General features: G+C 53.1%; 17 protein-coding genes. 3 read left to right on the forward strand and 14 right to left on the reverse strand.

The genetic code is table 11. The features are described from left to right. Positions 1 to 6 precede the first annotated feature (6 nt). Positions 7 to 459: a CtsR family transcriptional regulator gene (locus ACI0CA_RS07900; protein WP_308448387.1), complete on the reverse strand. Its 453-nt coding sequence runs from the start codon at positions 457 to 459 to the stop codon at positions 7 to 9. A 254-nt stretch (positions 460 to 713) separates the two neighbouring features. Here ACI0CA_RS07900 and ACI0CA_RS07905 point away from each other — a divergent pair, with 254 nt between their 5' ends. Continuing rightward, complete coding sequence (locus ACI0CA_RS07905; protein WP_308448388.1) at positions 714 to 860, forward strand: hypothetical protein; 147 nt, start codon at positions 714 to 716, stop codon at positions 858 to 860. A 175-nt stretch (positions 861 to 1,035) separates the two neighbouring features. On the opposite strand, the gene ACI0CA_RS07910 is transcribed toward ACI0CA_RS07905, so the two are convergent. Both ACI0CA_RS07910 and ACI0CA_RS07915 read right to left on the reverse strand, forming a co-directional pair. Further along, the gene (locus tag ACI0CA_RS07910) at positions 1,036 to 4,410 is read right to left on the reverse strand and encodes an SH3 domain-containing protein (protein WP_446806981.1); all 3,375 of its coding nucleotides are present in this window, start codon (positions 4,408 to 4,410) and stop codon (positions 1,036 to 1,038) included. A gap of 267 nt (positions 4,411 to 4,677) precedes the next feature. Continuing rightward, positions 4,678 to 5,883, reverse strand: coding sequence for an acetate/propionate family kinase (locus ACI0CA_RS07915; RefSeq protein ID WP_308448390.1), 1,206 nt, complete (start codon positions 5,881 to 5,883; stop codon positions 4,678 to 4,680). A 178-nt stretch (positions 5,884 to 6,061) separates the two neighbouring features. Here ACI0CA_RS07915 and ACI0CA_RS07920 point away from each other — a divergent pair, with 178 nt between their 5' ends. Then, complete coding sequence (locus ACI0CA_RS07920; RefSeq protein ID WP_308448391.1) at positions 6,062 to 7,255, forward strand: tRNA(Met) cytidine acetate ligase; 1,194 nt, start codon at positions 6,062 to 6,064, stop codon at positions 7,253 to 7,255. 101 nt (positions 7,256 to 7,356) lie between these two features. Here the strand turns inward: ACI0CA_RS07920 and ACI0CA_RS07925 are convergent, their stop codons facing one another. Both ACI0CA_RS07925 and ACI0CA_RS07930 read right to left on the reverse strand, forming a co-directional pair. Further along, a complete protein-coding gene (locus ACI0CA_RS07925; RefSeq protein WP_308448495.1) occupies positions 7,357 to 8,439 on the reverse strand; it encodes a branched-chain amino acid aminotransferase in 1,083 nt (360 codons plus the stop codon). A 153-nt stretch (positions 8,440 to 8,592) separates the two neighbouring features. Then, positions 8,593 to 9,918 (reverse strand): RsmB/NOP family class I SAM-dependent RNA methyltransferase, encoded by a 1,326-nt coding sequence (locus tag ACI0CA_RS07930; protein WP_395506371.1) that lies wholly within the window; start codon positions 9,916 to 9,918, stop codon positions 8,593 to 8,595. An 86-nt stretch (positions 9,919 to 10,004) separates the two neighbouring features. On the opposite strand from ACI0CA_RS07930, the gene ACI0CA_RS07935 reads away from it, so the two are divergent. Further along, positions 10,005 to 10,145: a hypothetical protein gene (locus ACI0CA_RS07935; RefSeq protein ID WP_308448393.1), complete on the forward strand. Its 141-nt coding sequence runs from the start codon at positions 10,005 to 10,007 to the stop codon at positions 10,143 to 10,145. 58 nt (positions 10,146 to 10,203) lie between these two features. Here ACI0CA_RS07935 and ACI0CA_RS07940 read toward each other — a convergent pair whose 3' ends face one another. From ACI0CA_RS07940 to pyrB, 9 genes are all read right to left on the reverse strand, one after another. Further along, positions 10,204 to 11,157 carry a YitT family protein gene (locus ACI0CA_RS07940; RefSeq protein ID WP_308448394.1) on the reverse strand — a complete coding sequence of 318 codons (954 nt, stop codon included), beginning with the start codon at positions 11,155 to 11,157 and terminating at the stop codon, positions 10,204 to 10,206. Then, a complete protein-coding gene (locus ACI0CA_RS07945) occupies positions 11,150 to 11,572 on the reverse strand; it encodes a Mini-ribonuclease 3 (RefSeq protein ID WP_308448395.1) in 423 nt (140 codons plus the stop codon). The genes ACI0CA_RS07940 and ACI0CA_RS07945 overlap by 8 nt, the downstream gene beginning before the upstream one ends. A gap of 12 nt (positions 11,573 to 11,584) precedes the next feature. Beyond that, positions 11,585 to 12,859: a GTPase ObgE gene (gene obgE / locus ACI0CA_RS07950; protein ID WP_308448396.1), complete on the reverse strand. Its 1,275-nt coding sequence runs from the start codon at positions 12,857 to 12,859 to the stop codon at positions 11,585 to 11,587. A 130-nt stretch (positions 12,860 to 12,989) separates the two neighbouring features. Beyond that, positions 12,990 to 13,274 (reverse strand): 50S ribosomal protein L27, encoded by a 285-nt coding sequence (rpmA, locus tag ACI0CA_RS07955; RefSeq protein ID WP_176820704.1) that lies wholly within the window; start codon positions 13,272 to 13,274, stop codon positions 12,990 to 12,992. A gap of 26 nt (positions 13,275 to 13,300) precedes the next feature. After that, a complete protein-coding gene (locus ACI0CA_RS07960; RefSeq protein ID WP_308448397.1) occupies positions 13,301 to 13,624 on the reverse strand; it encodes a ribosomal-processing cysteine protease Prp in 324 nt (107 codons plus the stop codon). Between the two features lie 9 nt (positions 13,625 to 13,633). Then, entirely contained in the window at positions 13,634 to 13,942 is a 309-nt protein-coding gene (gene rplU, locus ACI0CA_RS07965) for a 50S ribosomal protein L21 (RefSeq protein ID WP_176820702.1), read from the reverse strand. A gap of 117 nt (positions 13,943 to 14,059) precedes the next feature. Then, a complete protein-coding gene (locus ACI0CA_RS07970; protein WP_446806982.1) occupies positions 14,060 to 14,299 on the reverse strand; it encodes a hypothetical protein in 240 nt (79 codons plus the stop codon). Then, positions 14,271 to 14,699, reverse strand: a complete 429-nt coding sequence (locus ACI0CA_RS07975) for an aspartate carbamoyltransferase regulatory subunit (RefSeq protein WP_308448399.1) — start codon at positions 14,697 to 14,699, stop codon at positions 14,271 to 14,273. The genes ACI0CA_RS07970 and ACI0CA_RS07975 overlap by 29 nt, the downstream gene beginning before the upstream one ends. Then, on the reverse strand, positions 14,693 to 15,646 hold the full coding sequence (gene pyrB, locus ACI0CA_RS07980) for an aspartate carbamoyltransferase (protein WP_176820699.1): 954 nt from the start codon (positions 15,644 to 15,646) through the stop codon (positions 14,693 to 14,695). The genes ACI0CA_RS07975 and pyrB overlap by 7 nt, the downstream gene beginning before the upstream one ends. Positions 15,647 to 15,684: the final 38 nt, after the last annotated feature.

Genomic DNA, 15,684 nt, shown 5'->3' on the forward strand with positions numbered 1-15,684 from the left:
GGCTTTTTATACATTTAGTACGAGCAACATGTTTTTGAAGATCGATGCCCGCAGTTGATCTCGAATTTCTTTTGGCGCCGGTGCAAGTGCCGAATCCGAAAGCCCTGCCATCATCAGGTGAGCGTCGGATTCGGACGCAACGCCCGTTTCCACAAGATTCCGCAGCATGGCGCGCATAGAAGCTGCGTCCAGCTTAGGCCCGATGGAATTGACAATGTGCATGATTAAATCGGATTTTGTCATGCTCCGGCGAATGATGCGAATGTAACCGCCGCCGCCTCGCCTGCTCTCTACGATATATCCCTGCTCCGGTGTGAAACGGGACGTGATGACGTAGTTAATCTGGCTCGGTACGCAGCCCAGCGTGTTTGCAAGCTCATTACGCTGGATCTCCGCGATGCCGTTTTCATCATTGAGCATTTGTAAGATGTAATTCGCAACGCTGTCGCTGATTCGCATTTCTGATCGCCTCTTGTTCTTTCTTTGTCTTTGACTTTCCTTGACTTTAATTATAAGCAAAACGAATGTATTGTCAAGCGTGATTTTATCCGATTTTCCGTAATTACATTAAAATATCTCTCTATTTCAAATTAATTCTCAGCAATACTAACTGAAATGCATGAATTTAAAAAGTTTTTGAAGTTTTGATTTGACCATCACACATTTCCCCCACTTTCATATTCTGTATTGTAAACGAAAGGAGGCGTTCAATCATGTGTAACGGTTTTGGCGGAGGTTGCTCTTGGATCATCATTATCATACTGATCCTCTTGTGCTGCGGCGGCTGTGGCTGCGGTAACGATTGCGGCTGCAACAACTGTGGTGGCTGCAACAACGGCTGCGGCGGCTGTGGCTGCTGATCGGTCGATCGCATAATATAAAAGCAAGCCGACTGAGTGAAAGCAGTCGGCTTGCCGTTTTATAAATAACACGTAAAGTAATAAAACTTTACACATCGCCGAGCATATAAAGAAAAGCTGTGCACTCCATTAGAATGCACAGCTTAATTTTAGGACTATGAAAAGTAATTTAGCTTTACAGACAGCTCGGGACTTTGTAACCGTATGTATTCTTCTTATAGTTGCCGTTAGAGGGCGATGCCTCGGCGTAGTTGCCGTAGGAGAATACCTTAGCTTCTGCAAGGCGTCTATAATACAGGCCGATGTAGCAGTTGCCGCCTGCCACATGCCAATCCAGCAGATTGCTGCCGAATGTGTAGGCGTCCACATAGTTCAGGTCATGCGTGAGACCAGAGGTGCTGTTGAAAGCAACATCGCCTGCGCGCACCCAACCGCTCTTGCCGCTTGCAGAGACCTTGTACCAGCTCTGCTTCGTGCTTGAGTCGCGGTAATAATCGAGGATGTTCACACTTGTGCTGATCTTAAGCGTAGTAATCTGCGTGGAAGAAGCGCTGTGGTCCTGATACATGGGTAGTGTGGAAGCCGTTACCTTACCGCCGTACGGATTGGAAGAAGACAGATCCTGCGGCGGAACAACGGTGTTCATGATGACTGTACGCACGTAGCAGTTGCCGGAGCCGTTCCAGTAGCCTGCGCCGACATTGTAAGAGAAGCTTGCAAGCGCATCAAACTGGCACTGGCTCATCAAAAGGCCGTTGCTCGAGATGAAACGGTTGATCTCTGTGGTGTAAGAGCCGCGGTTGACGGTATCGGCCAGCATGGCCTTTGCTTCCGAGCGGGTCAGGTTATTGTAGAATGTGGTGTTCTTGGAAACAACGTAACCGTAGCCGACGGTCGGGATATTGCCGGCAAGCGTGTCCGGCGAAACCTGTGGGACATAGCCTTCATAAGAGGCGATGTTGTCGAGCATACTGTCACTTACGCGGCGGCTCTCGCCTGTTGTCGTATCGGAATCCGTTGTAGAGACGACGAGGATGGTGAACTCTCTGTAATCGGAGGAATAACCGCCGCCGGAAGACGAATACGCACGCACCGTGTAGGTGCCAGGTGTACTGATTGTAGCCGAAGCAGAGAAAATACGGACGTTGTTGTCGCCCTGACTTTCGGAATCGTAGGACGTGGTATCGTAGGTGCCGACGCCATCAATCTCAAAGCGCACGGCGGATTTCTGCGTATCCGTAACCGCCTTCAAATTGAAGGATGAACCGGCTGTGATAATATTCGGTGTTGTGTACGCAAAGCGGACAGCTTCCGGCGCGGAGACCGTGACGGAAACGGTGGCAAGTGCAGTGCCATTTGCGCTCTTTGCGGTGATCTTGGCCGTGCCCGGCGCAGCGCCGTAAATGAAGAGCTGACCGGAAACACCGGCTTTTGCCGTTGCAACGGAAGCATCACTGCTCTCCCACGTGACAGAGCCGGAAGAAGAAGCCTGAATGTAGATGGTCTTATACTGTGCGAGATCGACGGAAGAAACAGAGATCGATGCACTGGACGAAGACGGGTCATATGCTGTGACATATTCTGCCGAGACATAGCCCTCTGCGCCGCCGGTCGTACGCACATGCACCCAGCCGCTCGTTTTGCGGTCAAGCACGTTCAGCACGGTGCCGGTGCTCAAAACGGTGAGTACTTTACAGCTCGTGTTCGGCTCGGAACGCAGGTTGAGGCCGACCGTAACGCGGACGTATTCGTCTGTTGCGGGTGCATTGGAGTTGTTGCCGTTATTGGTGTTATCATCTCCACTGTTACCGGGCTTTACGGAGTTGATATCGCCGGAGGTAATCTTCAAGTACTGCGCAGCAAGGTAGCCCTCTGTACCGTCGGAAAGCTTCACTTTGTACCAGCTGCTGTTTGTGGCTTCCGTAACGGTAACGTTAACGTTCATATCGATAACCTTGATGATGCCATAGCTTGTGCCGGGGCCTTTGCGCACATTTAAATCGGATGTGGTCTTGGCCTGTACGGTTCCGTTGCTCGGCGCCGGGGTCGGCGTGGGCGTTGCGGAAGGCTTGGCAGAATCAATATTGCCGGAAGTAACTTTCAGATATTCGGAGAACAGATAGCCCTCTGTGCCGTCCGAAAGCTTTACCTTGTACCACTGGCTGTTCGACGCGTCCGTGACCGTAACGGTGGTGCCGGTGCCGATGACCTTGATGACGCCGTAATTCGTACCTGCACCGCGGCGCAGGTTTACGTCTGCGGTGAGCTTAGCCTGCACAGTGCCATCATTGGACGGTGCCTGCGTAGGTGTAGGCGTTGCGGACGACGTGCCGGTGACCTTCAAATACTGTGCAAAGATGTAGCCCGTGGAGCCGTTTGCAAGGCGCACGGCATACCACTGAGAGTTGCTCCTATCTGTGACCGTGACGGTTGTGCCGGAAGCGATAACGCCTTTAGAGCTGTAATTCGTGCCGGGGCCGGAACGGAAGTTTACGTATTCCGTCGTTTTCGCGCTTTGTTCGGAACCGCTCGGTGCCTGTGTCGGTGCGGGCGTTGCCGTTGCGGAGGAAGAACTGTTCAGCTTCAAATACTGTGCAAAAATGTAGCCCGTAGAGCCGTTCGAGAGGCGCACGGCGTACCACTCGGAATTGCTCGTGTCGGTGACCGTAACGGTGGTGCCCAATGCAATGACGCCTTTAGAACTGTAATTCGTGCCGGGACCGGAACGGAAGTTTACGTATTCCGTCGTTTTCGCGCTTTGCTCGGAACCGCTCGGTGCCTGTGTCGGTGCGGGCGTTGCCGTTGCGGAGGAAGAACTGTTCAGCTTCAAGTATTGCGCAAATATGTAGCCCGTAGAGCCGTTCGAGAGGCGCACGGCGTACCACTCGGAATTGCTCGTGTCGGTGACCGTGACGGTGGTGCCCAATGCAATGACGCCTTTAGAACTGTAATTCGTACCGGGGCCGGAACGGAAATTTACGTATTCGGTCGTTTTTGCGGTCTGCTCGGAACCGTTGGATGGCGCCTGTGTAGGTGCCGCCGTAGCAGACGGCGTATTGCTGCCCGTGAAGCTGATGTATTCGGCAAAAATATAGCCTGTAGAGCCGTTAGAAAGACGCACGGCGTACCACTGGGCATTGCTCGTGTCGGTGACCGTAACGGTGGTGCCTAATGCAATGACGCCTTTAGAGTTGTAATTTGTGCCCGGTCCGGAACGAAAATTCACATATTCCGTCGTTTTGGCACTGCGTTCTTCCCCGTTGCTTGTGCTGCCGCCGGTAGACATGGAAATATACTCGGCGTAGATATAACCTGTAGAGCCGTTCGAGAGACGCACGGCGTACCACTCGGAATTGCTCGTATCCGTTACCGTGATGGTCGTGCCGGAAGCGATGATCCCCTGCGAGCTGTAATTCGTACCGGGGCCGGAGCGGAAGTTCACGTATTCGGTCGTTTTTGCGGAAACTTCTTCCGCATAAGCCGCAAGCGGCAGCGCAGAAGCCAATAGCAGCGCGGAAAGCAACAGAGCCGTGCCCTTCTTTTGGAGCATTCTTTTTCTATATTGCATGTGTTTTCACCTATCCTTATCAAGGCATCGACCTGTAGAAGCAAAAGCCGGTTTCTGTCCTGTTGCGGCAGAATATGGTACAGATCGTTTTATACAGTTACAATCATAACACAATAGTTACAAATTTGCAACCATTTTTGCGGTTCAAAAGCCAAAAACAGAAAATAAACCCGCGATTTTCACTTAAAATTTAAATATGAAAAATACCGGACCCGCAAAAACGGATCCGGTATCGAATTTCAGGTGAAATTACAGCTTTTCAACGATGGCTTTCGTATCGCGTGCAATGACAAGTTCTTCGTTGGTCGGGACGATGTAAACAGCGACCTTGCTGTCCGGCGCGGAGATCTTCTTCTCCTTGCCGCGAACGCCCTTGTTGGCTTCGTGATCGAACTTGATGCCGAGGTATTCCATGTTGGTGCAGATGCGCTCGCGCAGGGTATCCTGGTTCTCGCCAAGACCTGCGGTGAAGACGATTGCGTCTACGCCGTTCAGCGCAGCGACATAGCTGCCGATGAACTTCTGAATCTGATAAACGAGCATCTCATGTGCGAGGTGTGCACGCTCGTCACCCTCGTCCTCTGCCTTGCAGATGTCGCGGTCATCGCTGGAGATGCCGGAGATACCGAGCAGGCCAGACTTCTTGTTGAAGAGGTCGGAAAGCTGTGCCGGAGTGAGGTTCTCTTTCTCTGCGATGAACGTGACAACAGACGGATCAAGCGTGCCGGTACGGGTACCCATCATGAAGCCGTCAAGCGGGGTGAGACCCATGCTGGTGTCGATGACCTTGCCGTTCTTGATGGCGGTGATGGAGGAACCGTTGCCGATGTGGCAGGTGATAAGCTTCAGATCCTTGATGTCCTTGCCCATGAGCTCTGCAACGCGGTGGCTGACATAGCGGTGGGAGGTGCCGTGGAAGCCATAGCGGCGGATCTTGTACTTCTCATAGTACTCATACGGCACAGCGAACATGTAAGCCTTCTGCGGCATGGTGGAATGGAAAGCCGTATCGAACACGACAACTTCCGGGACTTCCTTGCCGAAAACGTTCATGCAGGCGCGAATGCCCTGTACATGTGCGCTGTTGTGCAGCGGTGCAAGCGGGATGAGGCTTTCGATGCCCTCGATGACCTTTTCGTCAACGAGAACGGACTCGCTGAAGAGCGCGCCGCCCTGAACGATACGGTGGCCGATAGCAGCGACTTCGCTCAGATCCTTAATGACGCCGACTTCGCTGTCGAGAAGTGCGTTCTTGACCTGCTCGAACGCTTCGGTGTGGTTCGCCATGCGGATTTCGATCTTCTTCTCTCTGCCGTCTGCCGTCTTGTGGCCGAAAATGCCCATTTCAAGGCCAATCTTCTCGCAGTTGCCCTTTGCAAGCATTTGCTCGTTGTCCATATCGATCAGCTGATACTTAAGTGAGGAGCTGCCGGCGTTGATGACCAGAATTTTCATTTCGTCTTCCCCCTGAATCATGGTTAAATTTGAATTGGATCATCTGTGCAAACGCACAAAAAATAAGCACGACACTTCCAAAATTATAAATAAGGAAACGCGGCTTGTAAATTGATCTTCATTGCTTTATACTTATGATAATACAAAATCATGTAAATTTCAAGGAGTTTCCTATAAAATGATTGGAAAAAACAAGATTTCGGGCGTTGTTTGCGAGTTTAATCCGCTGCATAACGGCCACGCGGCACTGCTCTCCCGCATTTCGGAGGAGTTCGGCAGCGACATTGTCTGTGTGATGAGCGGAAATTTTGTGCAGCGCGGCGAGGCGGCTGTGCTCGATAAGTGGTCTCGCACACGGCTGGCACTTCAAAACGGCGCGGCACTCGTGCTGGAGCTGCCCTTGCCGTGGGCTGTAGCAGGCGCAGAAAAATTTGCGCTCGGCGGCATTTCGTTATTAAATGCGCTCGGTTGCGTAGATACACTGACGTTTGGCAGCGAAACCGGCGATACCGCTCCCCTCATGCACTGCGCGGAATACTTGCACTCCGATGTGTTTAATTCGGATATTCGCCCGGAGGTTGCAAAAGGCGTTTCGTTTGCGGCGGCGCGTACGGAGGCTGTGAAAAAGGCGCTCGGCGCAGAAACCGCAGAGCTGCTCACAAAGCCAAATTGCATTTTGGGTATAGAGTATTGCAAGGCGATCTTATCGTTGAATTCTAATATCGTGCCGCAGACTGTGCAGCGTATCGCGATTGGCCACGACAGCGACCAAGTGCACGGCGCGTTTGCATCGGCGAGCCTGATCCGCAGCAGGAGCATCGAGGGTGAAGAGATTTCCTCGTATGTCCCGGAAAATACGGCGGTGTGTATTCGCGCGCTGCAAAACAAAAAACAGTACCCCACTTCCCTTTCGTATCTCGACCGTGCGGTACTGGCGGCTGTCTCTGCCATGTCACCCAAAGACCTGCGCCGCGTGCCGGATGTTTCAGAGGGCATTGAAAACCGCATTTTGGCGGCTGCCGAAACGGCGGAAACGTGCACAGGGCTGTTTGATGCGGTGAAAACCAAGCGGTACAGTCACGCGCGTATTCGGCGTATTGTTTTAAGCGCGTATTTGGGCATCACGAACGATCTGCCCAATTTGCCTCCCTACCTGCGCATTTTAGGTATGACGAGCCGCGGCGCGGAGATCCTGCACAAAGCGAAGCCGATGCTGCCAATCATCGCACGCCCTGCGGACGTGAAGAAGCTTTCGCCGGAAGCCAGACGTGTGTTTGCGTTGGAAGCGCGCGCGGATAATCTTTACAGCCTGTGCACAGAGCATCGCCGCCCTGCGAACATGGATTATACAGAAAAACTGATTCGGATATAAACTGAGCTCTGCATTTGGCTTTTGCCGGTCGCAGAGCTCTTCTTTTATACAAAAAGACCGAACCACGCGGGCTCGGCCTTTTGAATGTTCAAATATTCGAATTACTTCTCAAGCGGTGTGACTTCCACAGTCCAACCGAGGGTATCTTCTACCTTACCGGTCTGGATGCCGGTGACGGTGTCGTACAGCTTCTGGCTGAATTCGCCGATGCCGCCGTCCTTGATCTGCATGACTTCGTTCTCGTAACGGAGTGCGCCGACCGGGGAGATAACGGCTGCGGTACCGCTACCCCAGCACTCTTCAAGTGCACCGGTACGGGCCGCCTCAACGAGTTCGTCAACGGAGATTCTTCTCTCTTCGACCGGGAGACCCCAGTGCTTGCAGAGATCGATGCAGGATGCACGGGTAACGCCCGGCAAAATACTGCCGTTCAGCATCGGGGTGACAACGGTGCCGTTGATTTTGAAGAAGATGTTCATAGCACCGACTTCTTCGATGTACTTGCGCTCAACACCGTCGAGCCACAGAACCTGAGAGTAACCTTCGTCGTGTGCCTTTACCTGTGCCGCGAGGCTTGCAACGTAGTTGCCGCCGGTCTTTGCTTCGCCGATGCCGCCGCGGACTGCACGTACATAGTCGTCTTCGATCCAAATCTTTACCGGGTCGAGGCCGCTCTCGTAGTAAGCGCCGACCGGGGAAAGAATGATGATGAATTTATAGGTGTTCGACGGGCGTACGCCGAGGAACGGATCCGTTGCAATGACGAACGGACGAATATAAAGAGAAGTGCCGGGGCGGCTCGGAATCCAATCTGCGTCAACGGCGACGAGCGTCTTGATCGCATTGAGGAAATCATCGGCCGGGATCTCCGGGATGCAAAGTCTTCTGTTGGAGTTGTTTGCACGCTCGATGTTCTTGTTCGGGCGGAACAGACGGATGCGACCGTCTGCGCATTTATAAGCCTTCATGCCCTCGAACATTTCCTGACCGTAGTGGAAAACCATAGCGGACGGATCAAGGACGATCGGCTGATACGGCATGATCTTCGGATCGTGCCAACCCTGCTCCGGGTTATATTCCATCACATACATGTGATCTGTAAAGATTTTACCGAAACCGAGCTTGCTTTCGTCTGCCGGCTTCGCTTTAGGCGCAGTGGTACGCTCAATCTGGATTTTCTGCATCAAAAAACACTTCTTTCCTGTTTGCTTATACACATTTTAGCACGTATTTGCCTTTTTTGCAAGTTACCGAGGTTTAAATTGCAAAAAAAGCTTCACAAATAACCATTTGGCTTTGCGAAGCTTTCTGTTCTTTTTGTATAAACGAATGCACCTTTACAGGTGTGTGCGCAGCCCCTTTGGGTAACGATTCTTCAAAACACCGTTCGATGCCTTGCCAAAGCCCGTTACAATACCGTCTGCGGCGACGGCGGTGTAACCGGAAAGCCCCTCTGCGGGGATTTCTTCGCCGCGCAAAAACGCGAATAAAGCAGGATCGTTCGATGTGAGATGCAGCACGCTGCGGCAGTTTTCCGCACGGCTTGCCATGAAAATGCCATGCGCGGGCTCGATGCGGTTCTTTTTTGCCTCGCCGAATTCCACACCGGCGCGCAGAACGGAAAGTCCTGCAATGTCCGGCAGCTCATTTGGCAATAAGATCACACGGTCGCGCACGCGCTGGAATCTGCCCGGTACATCGGTAAACAGAGATGTGTACAATTCTTCGGCATGCGCCTGCGTCTCTCGGTCGGGCTTAAAGCTAAACGGCGCAAAACGTTCTTCACATGGCGCAACGCGGCGGAAGCGCGCGGCAAAGTGCCCCTCACCTCCGTCCATCGGGAAAATGCGCACAGCGTCTACGCCATAGGCCGGGCGACCGAATGTGACATTCGGCTTTTCGAGCACGAATTCCGGGTGGCTCTCGAGAAATTTCTGCACAACGCCCTCATTTTCTTCCGTGGAGAATGTGCAGGTAGAGTACACCAAAATGCCGCCTTCGCGCACGCACTGTGCGGCGGAGGATAAAATTGCGAGCTGACGTACAGCGCAGGTCTCCACGTGCTCAGGACTCCATTCCTGCACGGCAACGGGATCGCGGCGGAACATGCCTTCGCCGGAGCACGGCGCATCAACGAGCACTTTATCAAAATACCCGCCGAGCTTTTCCGCAAGCATCTCCGGGTATACGCTGGAAACGACTGTATTACGCACGCCCATGCGCTCCAAATTGGAGGATAAAATTGCGGCGCGATTGCGCACAACTTCGTTTGACCACAAAAGCCCGGTGTCGCCGGTCAGCGCGGCAATCTGCGTGGATTTACCGCCCGGTGCGGCGCAGAGGTCGAGCACCTTATCCCCCGGCTCCGGCGCCAAAAGCGTGACGGCCGAAGACGCGGACGGCTCCTGCGAATAAAACGCGCCTGCATGATAGAGCGGCAGCGCCGCCATTTTGGTATCTGTCGGCGCATAAAACGAGAGCGGCGAAAACGGCGTTTGAACCAGTGTAAACGGCAGTGCGCGTTCAAGCTGCTCTTTTGTGCATTTTACAGTGTTCAAACGAATGCCGCGTTTGTGCGGTTCGTTGTAAGACGCCCGAAACGCCGTATATTCTGCCCCAAGCATATCCTGCATTCGTTTTTCAAAAGCTGCGGGCAATTCCATGGCCGCCCCACCTTTCCTAATTTCATAAATTCGGTACATAAACGCGCGTACCGTGCGCATAATAGCTTTCGGAAGGGGTGAATCACATGGCAAATTCCGAAAACAAGAATTACACAAACAAAAGCCAGAAACAAAGCCGCAATAAGAGCGATCGTCAGACAACCGACCGCGTGAATAACGGCACGGAAAATCGTACGGAAAACCGCAGTGAAAAAAGCTGCCGGTAACACAAAAAACCGGAAAAAGCAGGCAGGCGATGCGCTTGTCTGCTTTTTCTATGCGGATTTATTCTTTCGGCTCGCTGACCGGCTTATCGCCCGTCTTGCGAATAGCTTTGATAATCTCGCCGAGCGTGCGGTCGTCGGAGCGCACGGGTTTGAAGCCCTCACCGGCGATTTCACCGGCATCGCCGACGATGACGAACGCATCGGGGTCTTCCTCGCGGATGATCTCGCTGATACGGAACACCTCGAAGCGACGCACGGCGCAGAAGAGCACCTCGCCGTCCTGCTTCAAATAGCCGCTGCGGGACTTGAGAAACGTCAGGCCGCGGTCCATCTCCTTGATGATGCGGTCGGCAATGACATCGTTTTTATGGGACATAATGAAGAACATTTTGCCGTTGCCCGCATCTGTGCCGTACAGAATTGTATCGATGATTTTTGTCGATACAAAAATGACGATGCACGCGTACACGGCGCTTTCAATGCTCTTATATACGATGGCGGAAAACAGCACGACGCAGCCGTCTACGGCAAGCATCAGCTTGCCCATGGAAAGATGGCGCAGGCGATGATTGAGCAGACGCGCGATCATGTCCGTGCCGCCGGTCGTGGCACCGCGCATAAAGACGAGTGAAAGACCAACGCCCTCACACACGCCGCCGATGAGCATGATGATGAGTGGGTCACCGTGGTAGACCGGCATGAACAGCGCCACGATGTCGATGCAGGCAGCGTTTAACACGACCGCCAACATCGTTTTGGTGACGAGCTTATAGCCGATCTCAATGATCGCCCAAATGATGATCGGCACGTTAATAAGCAAAATTACGGTGCCGACGGGCGTGCCGAACAGATAATTCAGCACGATGGCGATACCGCTCACGCCGCCCGGCGCGATGTTGTTCGGCGCGGTAAAGCCGTTCAGGCCGACCGCGTAAATAACGGAACCCGCCGTCATGAAAATCAGGTCAAGCAGGAATTCCTTCACGTTTTTTGCAACTTTATTTTTACGCATGTGCGGTTTCCTCCGTTTCTGCGAATTCAAGGATCTTATCGAAGAAAAGACGCAGGCGCTCCAGCTCGCCTTTAAGGTAAAGATAACCGAAAACGCATTCAAATGCTGTGGCTGCGTGGTAATCCGCAACGCTTGAGTTTTTCGGCACGTGCGAAACGTGCGCATTGCGTCCGCGCAGGCAGACTTCTTTTTCCTCTTCCGTGAAAAGCGGCATCAGCACTTCACTAAGCACCTTCGCCTGAAACTCGCAACGCACGAACGAAACGGCGCGGCTGTGCAGCTTTTTCACAGGGCAGTTGCCTTTGGAGACGATATATTCGCGCACGAAAAGCTCGTACACGCCGTCACCCACATAAGCGAGCGTTAAGGGGCTTAACTGCTTCGGATCCGATTCCGTTTGATAGAACTTTTCCAAATAGCCACCCTCTTAGTTTACAAAATCAAATTCAAGGTCATACATGCTGACCGTGTCGCCTTCCTGGATGCCCGCCTCACGCAGCGCATCGATAACGCCGGTGTGAATGAGCACACGCTGGAAGTACTGGAGCGACTCGTAATCATCGAAATCGACGGCGGAGATGAGCTTTAAGAGCCAATCGGCCTCGACAAAATACACGTTGTCCTCCACGCGGATATCGACCTTTGCCTTGCTGCTGAATTCTTCGACAGGCTTTACCGGCTCCGGTTCCGGCTCGAAATGCGCGACCGGCGGCAGCGTGGAAAGCATTTCTGCGGTCTTATTCAAAAGCGGGTCAACATCATAGCGGATTGCCGCCATGATTGGAAAGAATTCATAGCCTTGCTCCTCGACAAATTTGCGGAAATCCTCTACCTGCTCGTCGGTCGTCAGGTCGCATTTGTTGCCGGCGACCAGCATGGGACGGTTCGCAAGGTCGGGGTTGAATTTGCGCAGTTCTTCGTTGATGATGCGGAAGTCCTCCTTCGGGTCTCTGCCCTCGCTGCCGGAAACATCGACAATGTGAATGAGCATGCGGCAACGCTCTACATGGCGCAGAAACTGATGACCGAGGCCTACACCCTGCCATGCGCCCTCGATAAGGCCGGGAATATCTGCCATGACAAACGATGGCGCGTTCGGCATATGCACCACGCCGAGCACCGGGGTGATGGTCGTAAAGTGGTAGTTTGCAATGTTTGGCTTTGCTTCACTTACAACGGAAACAAGCGTAGATTTACCTACGTTTGGGAAGCCTACAAGGCCCACATCAGCGAGCAGCTTGAGTTCAAGCTGAAGCTCGAATGCTTCACCGGGTGTGCCGGGCTTTGCAAAGCGCGGAGTTTGGCGCGTAGGCGACGCAAAATGCGTGTTGCCCCAGCCACCGCGGCCGCCCTTCGCGATAACGACGTCTTCGTCTGTGGACATGTCCGCCATGATGCGGCCGGTTTCCGCATTGCGGATCAGTGTGCCGCGCGGCACGGTAATGACGAGCGGCTGTGCGCTTTTGCCGAAGCAGCGCTTGCCGCGACCGTTTTCGCCACGCTCTGCGGTGTACTTGCGCTTGTAGCGGAAATCCGCCAGCGTGGAGAGGTTATCGTCCACGCGGAACACGATGTCGCCGCCGCGACCGCCGTCGCCGCCGTCCGGGCCGCCGGAAGCCACGTATTTTTCACGGTGAAAAGCCACGGCGCCGTCGCCGCCGTCACCGGCTTTTACCTTGATCTTAGCTATATCGATAAACATAATTCATCATCCTTTCAGCGCCGCGGACGGCTCTGTACAAAATAAAATGGGCTTCTCCGCTTTACCCGAAGAAGCCCGTTTCATCGTATATTCGGGGATACGAAACCGGTATTCCCCCCAAGGGTCAAAATTACTGCTCGATCGAGTAAACGCTGACCTTCTTGCGGTCACGGCCCATACGCTCGAAACGAACCTGACCGTCAATGAGCGCGAACAGAGAGTCATCAGAGCCTCTGCCTACGTTCTCGCCCGGATGGATGTGCGTGCCGCGCTGCTTAACAAGAATGTTGCCTGCGAGGACGTGCTGACCATCTGCACGCTTGACACCGAGTCTTTTGGATTCGGAATCACGGCCGTTCTTCGTGGAGCCCATACCTTTTTTATGAGCAAACAACTGGATATTGATCTTAAGCATTTTGTTGCCTTCCTTTCGTTTTATTGTCAGACTTCTGCGTAGCGTACCTGTAAGTTTTCGGGGTACTGCTCCTCTAAACCGAGAAGATGCAGCTTAAATCCCTCAAACAGGCTACGGCATGTCCGTGCATCGGTATCGGAAACCCTAAACAGCATCTCGCCGTCCTCTGCTCGGAGAGAAATCGGTGTGATGTGTAAAATCTCCAACACGGTGTTCGCCGTCATATACGCCGCAGAAGAAACCGCAGCACAGAGAATGTCTTCTCCCTCCTGCGCCAAACCGGAATGGCCAAGCACGGAAAAACCGAGAAGCGCTCCGTCTGCATTTGCGAAAAAATCCGCACGAATCATACGATCAAATTAGCCCTGAACGGACTCAATCTGAATCTTCGTGTAGGGCTGTCTGTGGCCCATCTTGCGCTTTTCGCCCTTCTTCGGCTTGTAAGTGAGGATCGTAACCTTCTTAGCCTTGCCGTTCTTCAGGACCTTGCCTGTAACGGAAGCGCCCTCAACATACGGGGTGCCGATTTTTGTTCCGTCTTCGCCGCAAATTGCAACGACCGGGAACGTAACTGTCTCGTCTTCATTGGCAGCGAGCTTCTCAACGTAGATCACGTCGCCGTACTGTACCTTGTACTGCTTACCGCCGGTTTCAATAACTGCAAACATTTTTTCTGCCTGCCTTTTCTGTAATCTCGCTACTCGTAGGCGGACTTTCGTCACTTTTCAGCCCACAGTAAGCGGCTCTATCATATTAACATACACTGACCCTAAAGTCAAGGTATTTCAAAGGGATTTTGTGGTTTTTTCTTCAAGCAGCAACGCAAGCTTGTCGTCCTGTTTTACCGCTTTGATGACGCTCTTGCGGTCTGCGATGCGCACGATCAAAGCGAGGAGAAAATTCAAAAAGGTCAGGAACGCCAGAAGCAGGCAGTCACGGCGCTTTTGGCGCTTCAGTTTCTCCGGATCGCGACGGCCTGCACCGTTACGCTGTGCCTTACTCATGGCTCTTATACGCTTGTTCACAGTACAGGCAACGATAGCGGTGCGCTTTTTCATCGCACAGCACGAAGATCTGGTCGAGGTTTTCCTCCGTGCTTGTGATGCAGCGCGGGTTCTTGCACTTTACAACATTTTTGATGCGACGTGGCAGTACGATGTTCTCTTTCTTCACAAGCTCACCGTTTTTAATGGTGCATACGGTGATGTTGTTATCGATAAAGCCGAGCACATCGAAGTTGATAGCGAGGTCGCCTTCAATCTTGATGATATCTTTTCTGCCCATCTTGCTGCTGCGGGCATTTTTGATAAGTGCCACGCAGCAATCGAGCTTATCAAGCTCCAAAAGCTCGTAGATGCGCATACCCTTTCCTGCCTGAATATGGTCGATCACAATGCCGTTTTGGATACTGTCGATGTTCAGCATACGGTTTCCTCCTCAAAAAGTCCCGGTTCGATGTTCAGAAGCATTAAAATGAGCGCCATGCGGACATATACGCTGTTTTGTGCCTGCACAAAGTACTTTGCGCGCGGGTCATCGTCCACTTCGACCGCGATCTCGTTGATACGCGGCAGCGGATGCAGCACAATGAGATCCTTCGGCGCAAGCTTCATCTTCTCTGCATCGAGGATGAAGCTGTCTTTTAAGCGGATGTAATCTTCTTCGTTGAAGAAGCGCTCGCGCTGTACGCGGGTCATGTAGAGTACGTCAAGCTCCGGCAGAACCTCGTCCATGGTACGGACTTCTTTATATTCGCAGCCGGAGGGCTTTACGACTTCATCAATGATATAGCTCGGCACATGCAGCTCTTCCGGGGAGATGAACACGAAGCGGATGCCCTCCCAGCGCACAAGCGACTTGATGAGCGAGTGCACGGTGCGGCCAAATTTCAAGTCGCCGCACAGACCGATCGTCAGGTTATTCAGTCTGCCCTTTTCGCGGCGGATGGTGAGCAGGTCGCTGAGCGTCTGCGTCGGATGCTGGTGGCCGCCGTCACCGGCGTTGATGACCGGCACGCGGGCGTACTGCGCTGCTACGCGCGGCGCACCCTCTTTGTTGTGGCGCATGGCGATGATATCCGAATAGCAGGATACCATGCGTACCGTATCGGCAACGCTTTCACCCTTGGAAGCAGAGCTGTTCTGTGCACTTGCAAAGCCCAATACCTTGCCGCCAAGGCGCATCATGGCCGATTCAAAGCTCAGACGCGTGCGGGTACTCGGCTCGTAAAAGAGCGTGGCGAGGATCTTACCTTCACACTTGTGGGCGAATGCGGTGCGGTCGTTTGCAATGCTGTCCGCAAGGTCCAGCAGACGCAGGGTCTCCTCAAAGGAAAGATCCAGCGGGTCTACGAGGTGTCTTAACTCATTCATCTTATCTATGCCTTCCTTTCTTATGTGCGCCGTGTGTT

This window comes from Hominenteromicrobium mulieris, assembly GCF_046197855.1.
In the GTDB taxonomy this organism is placed as follows: domain Bacteria; phylum Bacillota; class Clostridia; order Oscillospirales; family Acutalibacteraceae; genus Hominenteromicrobium; species Hominenteromicrobium mulieris.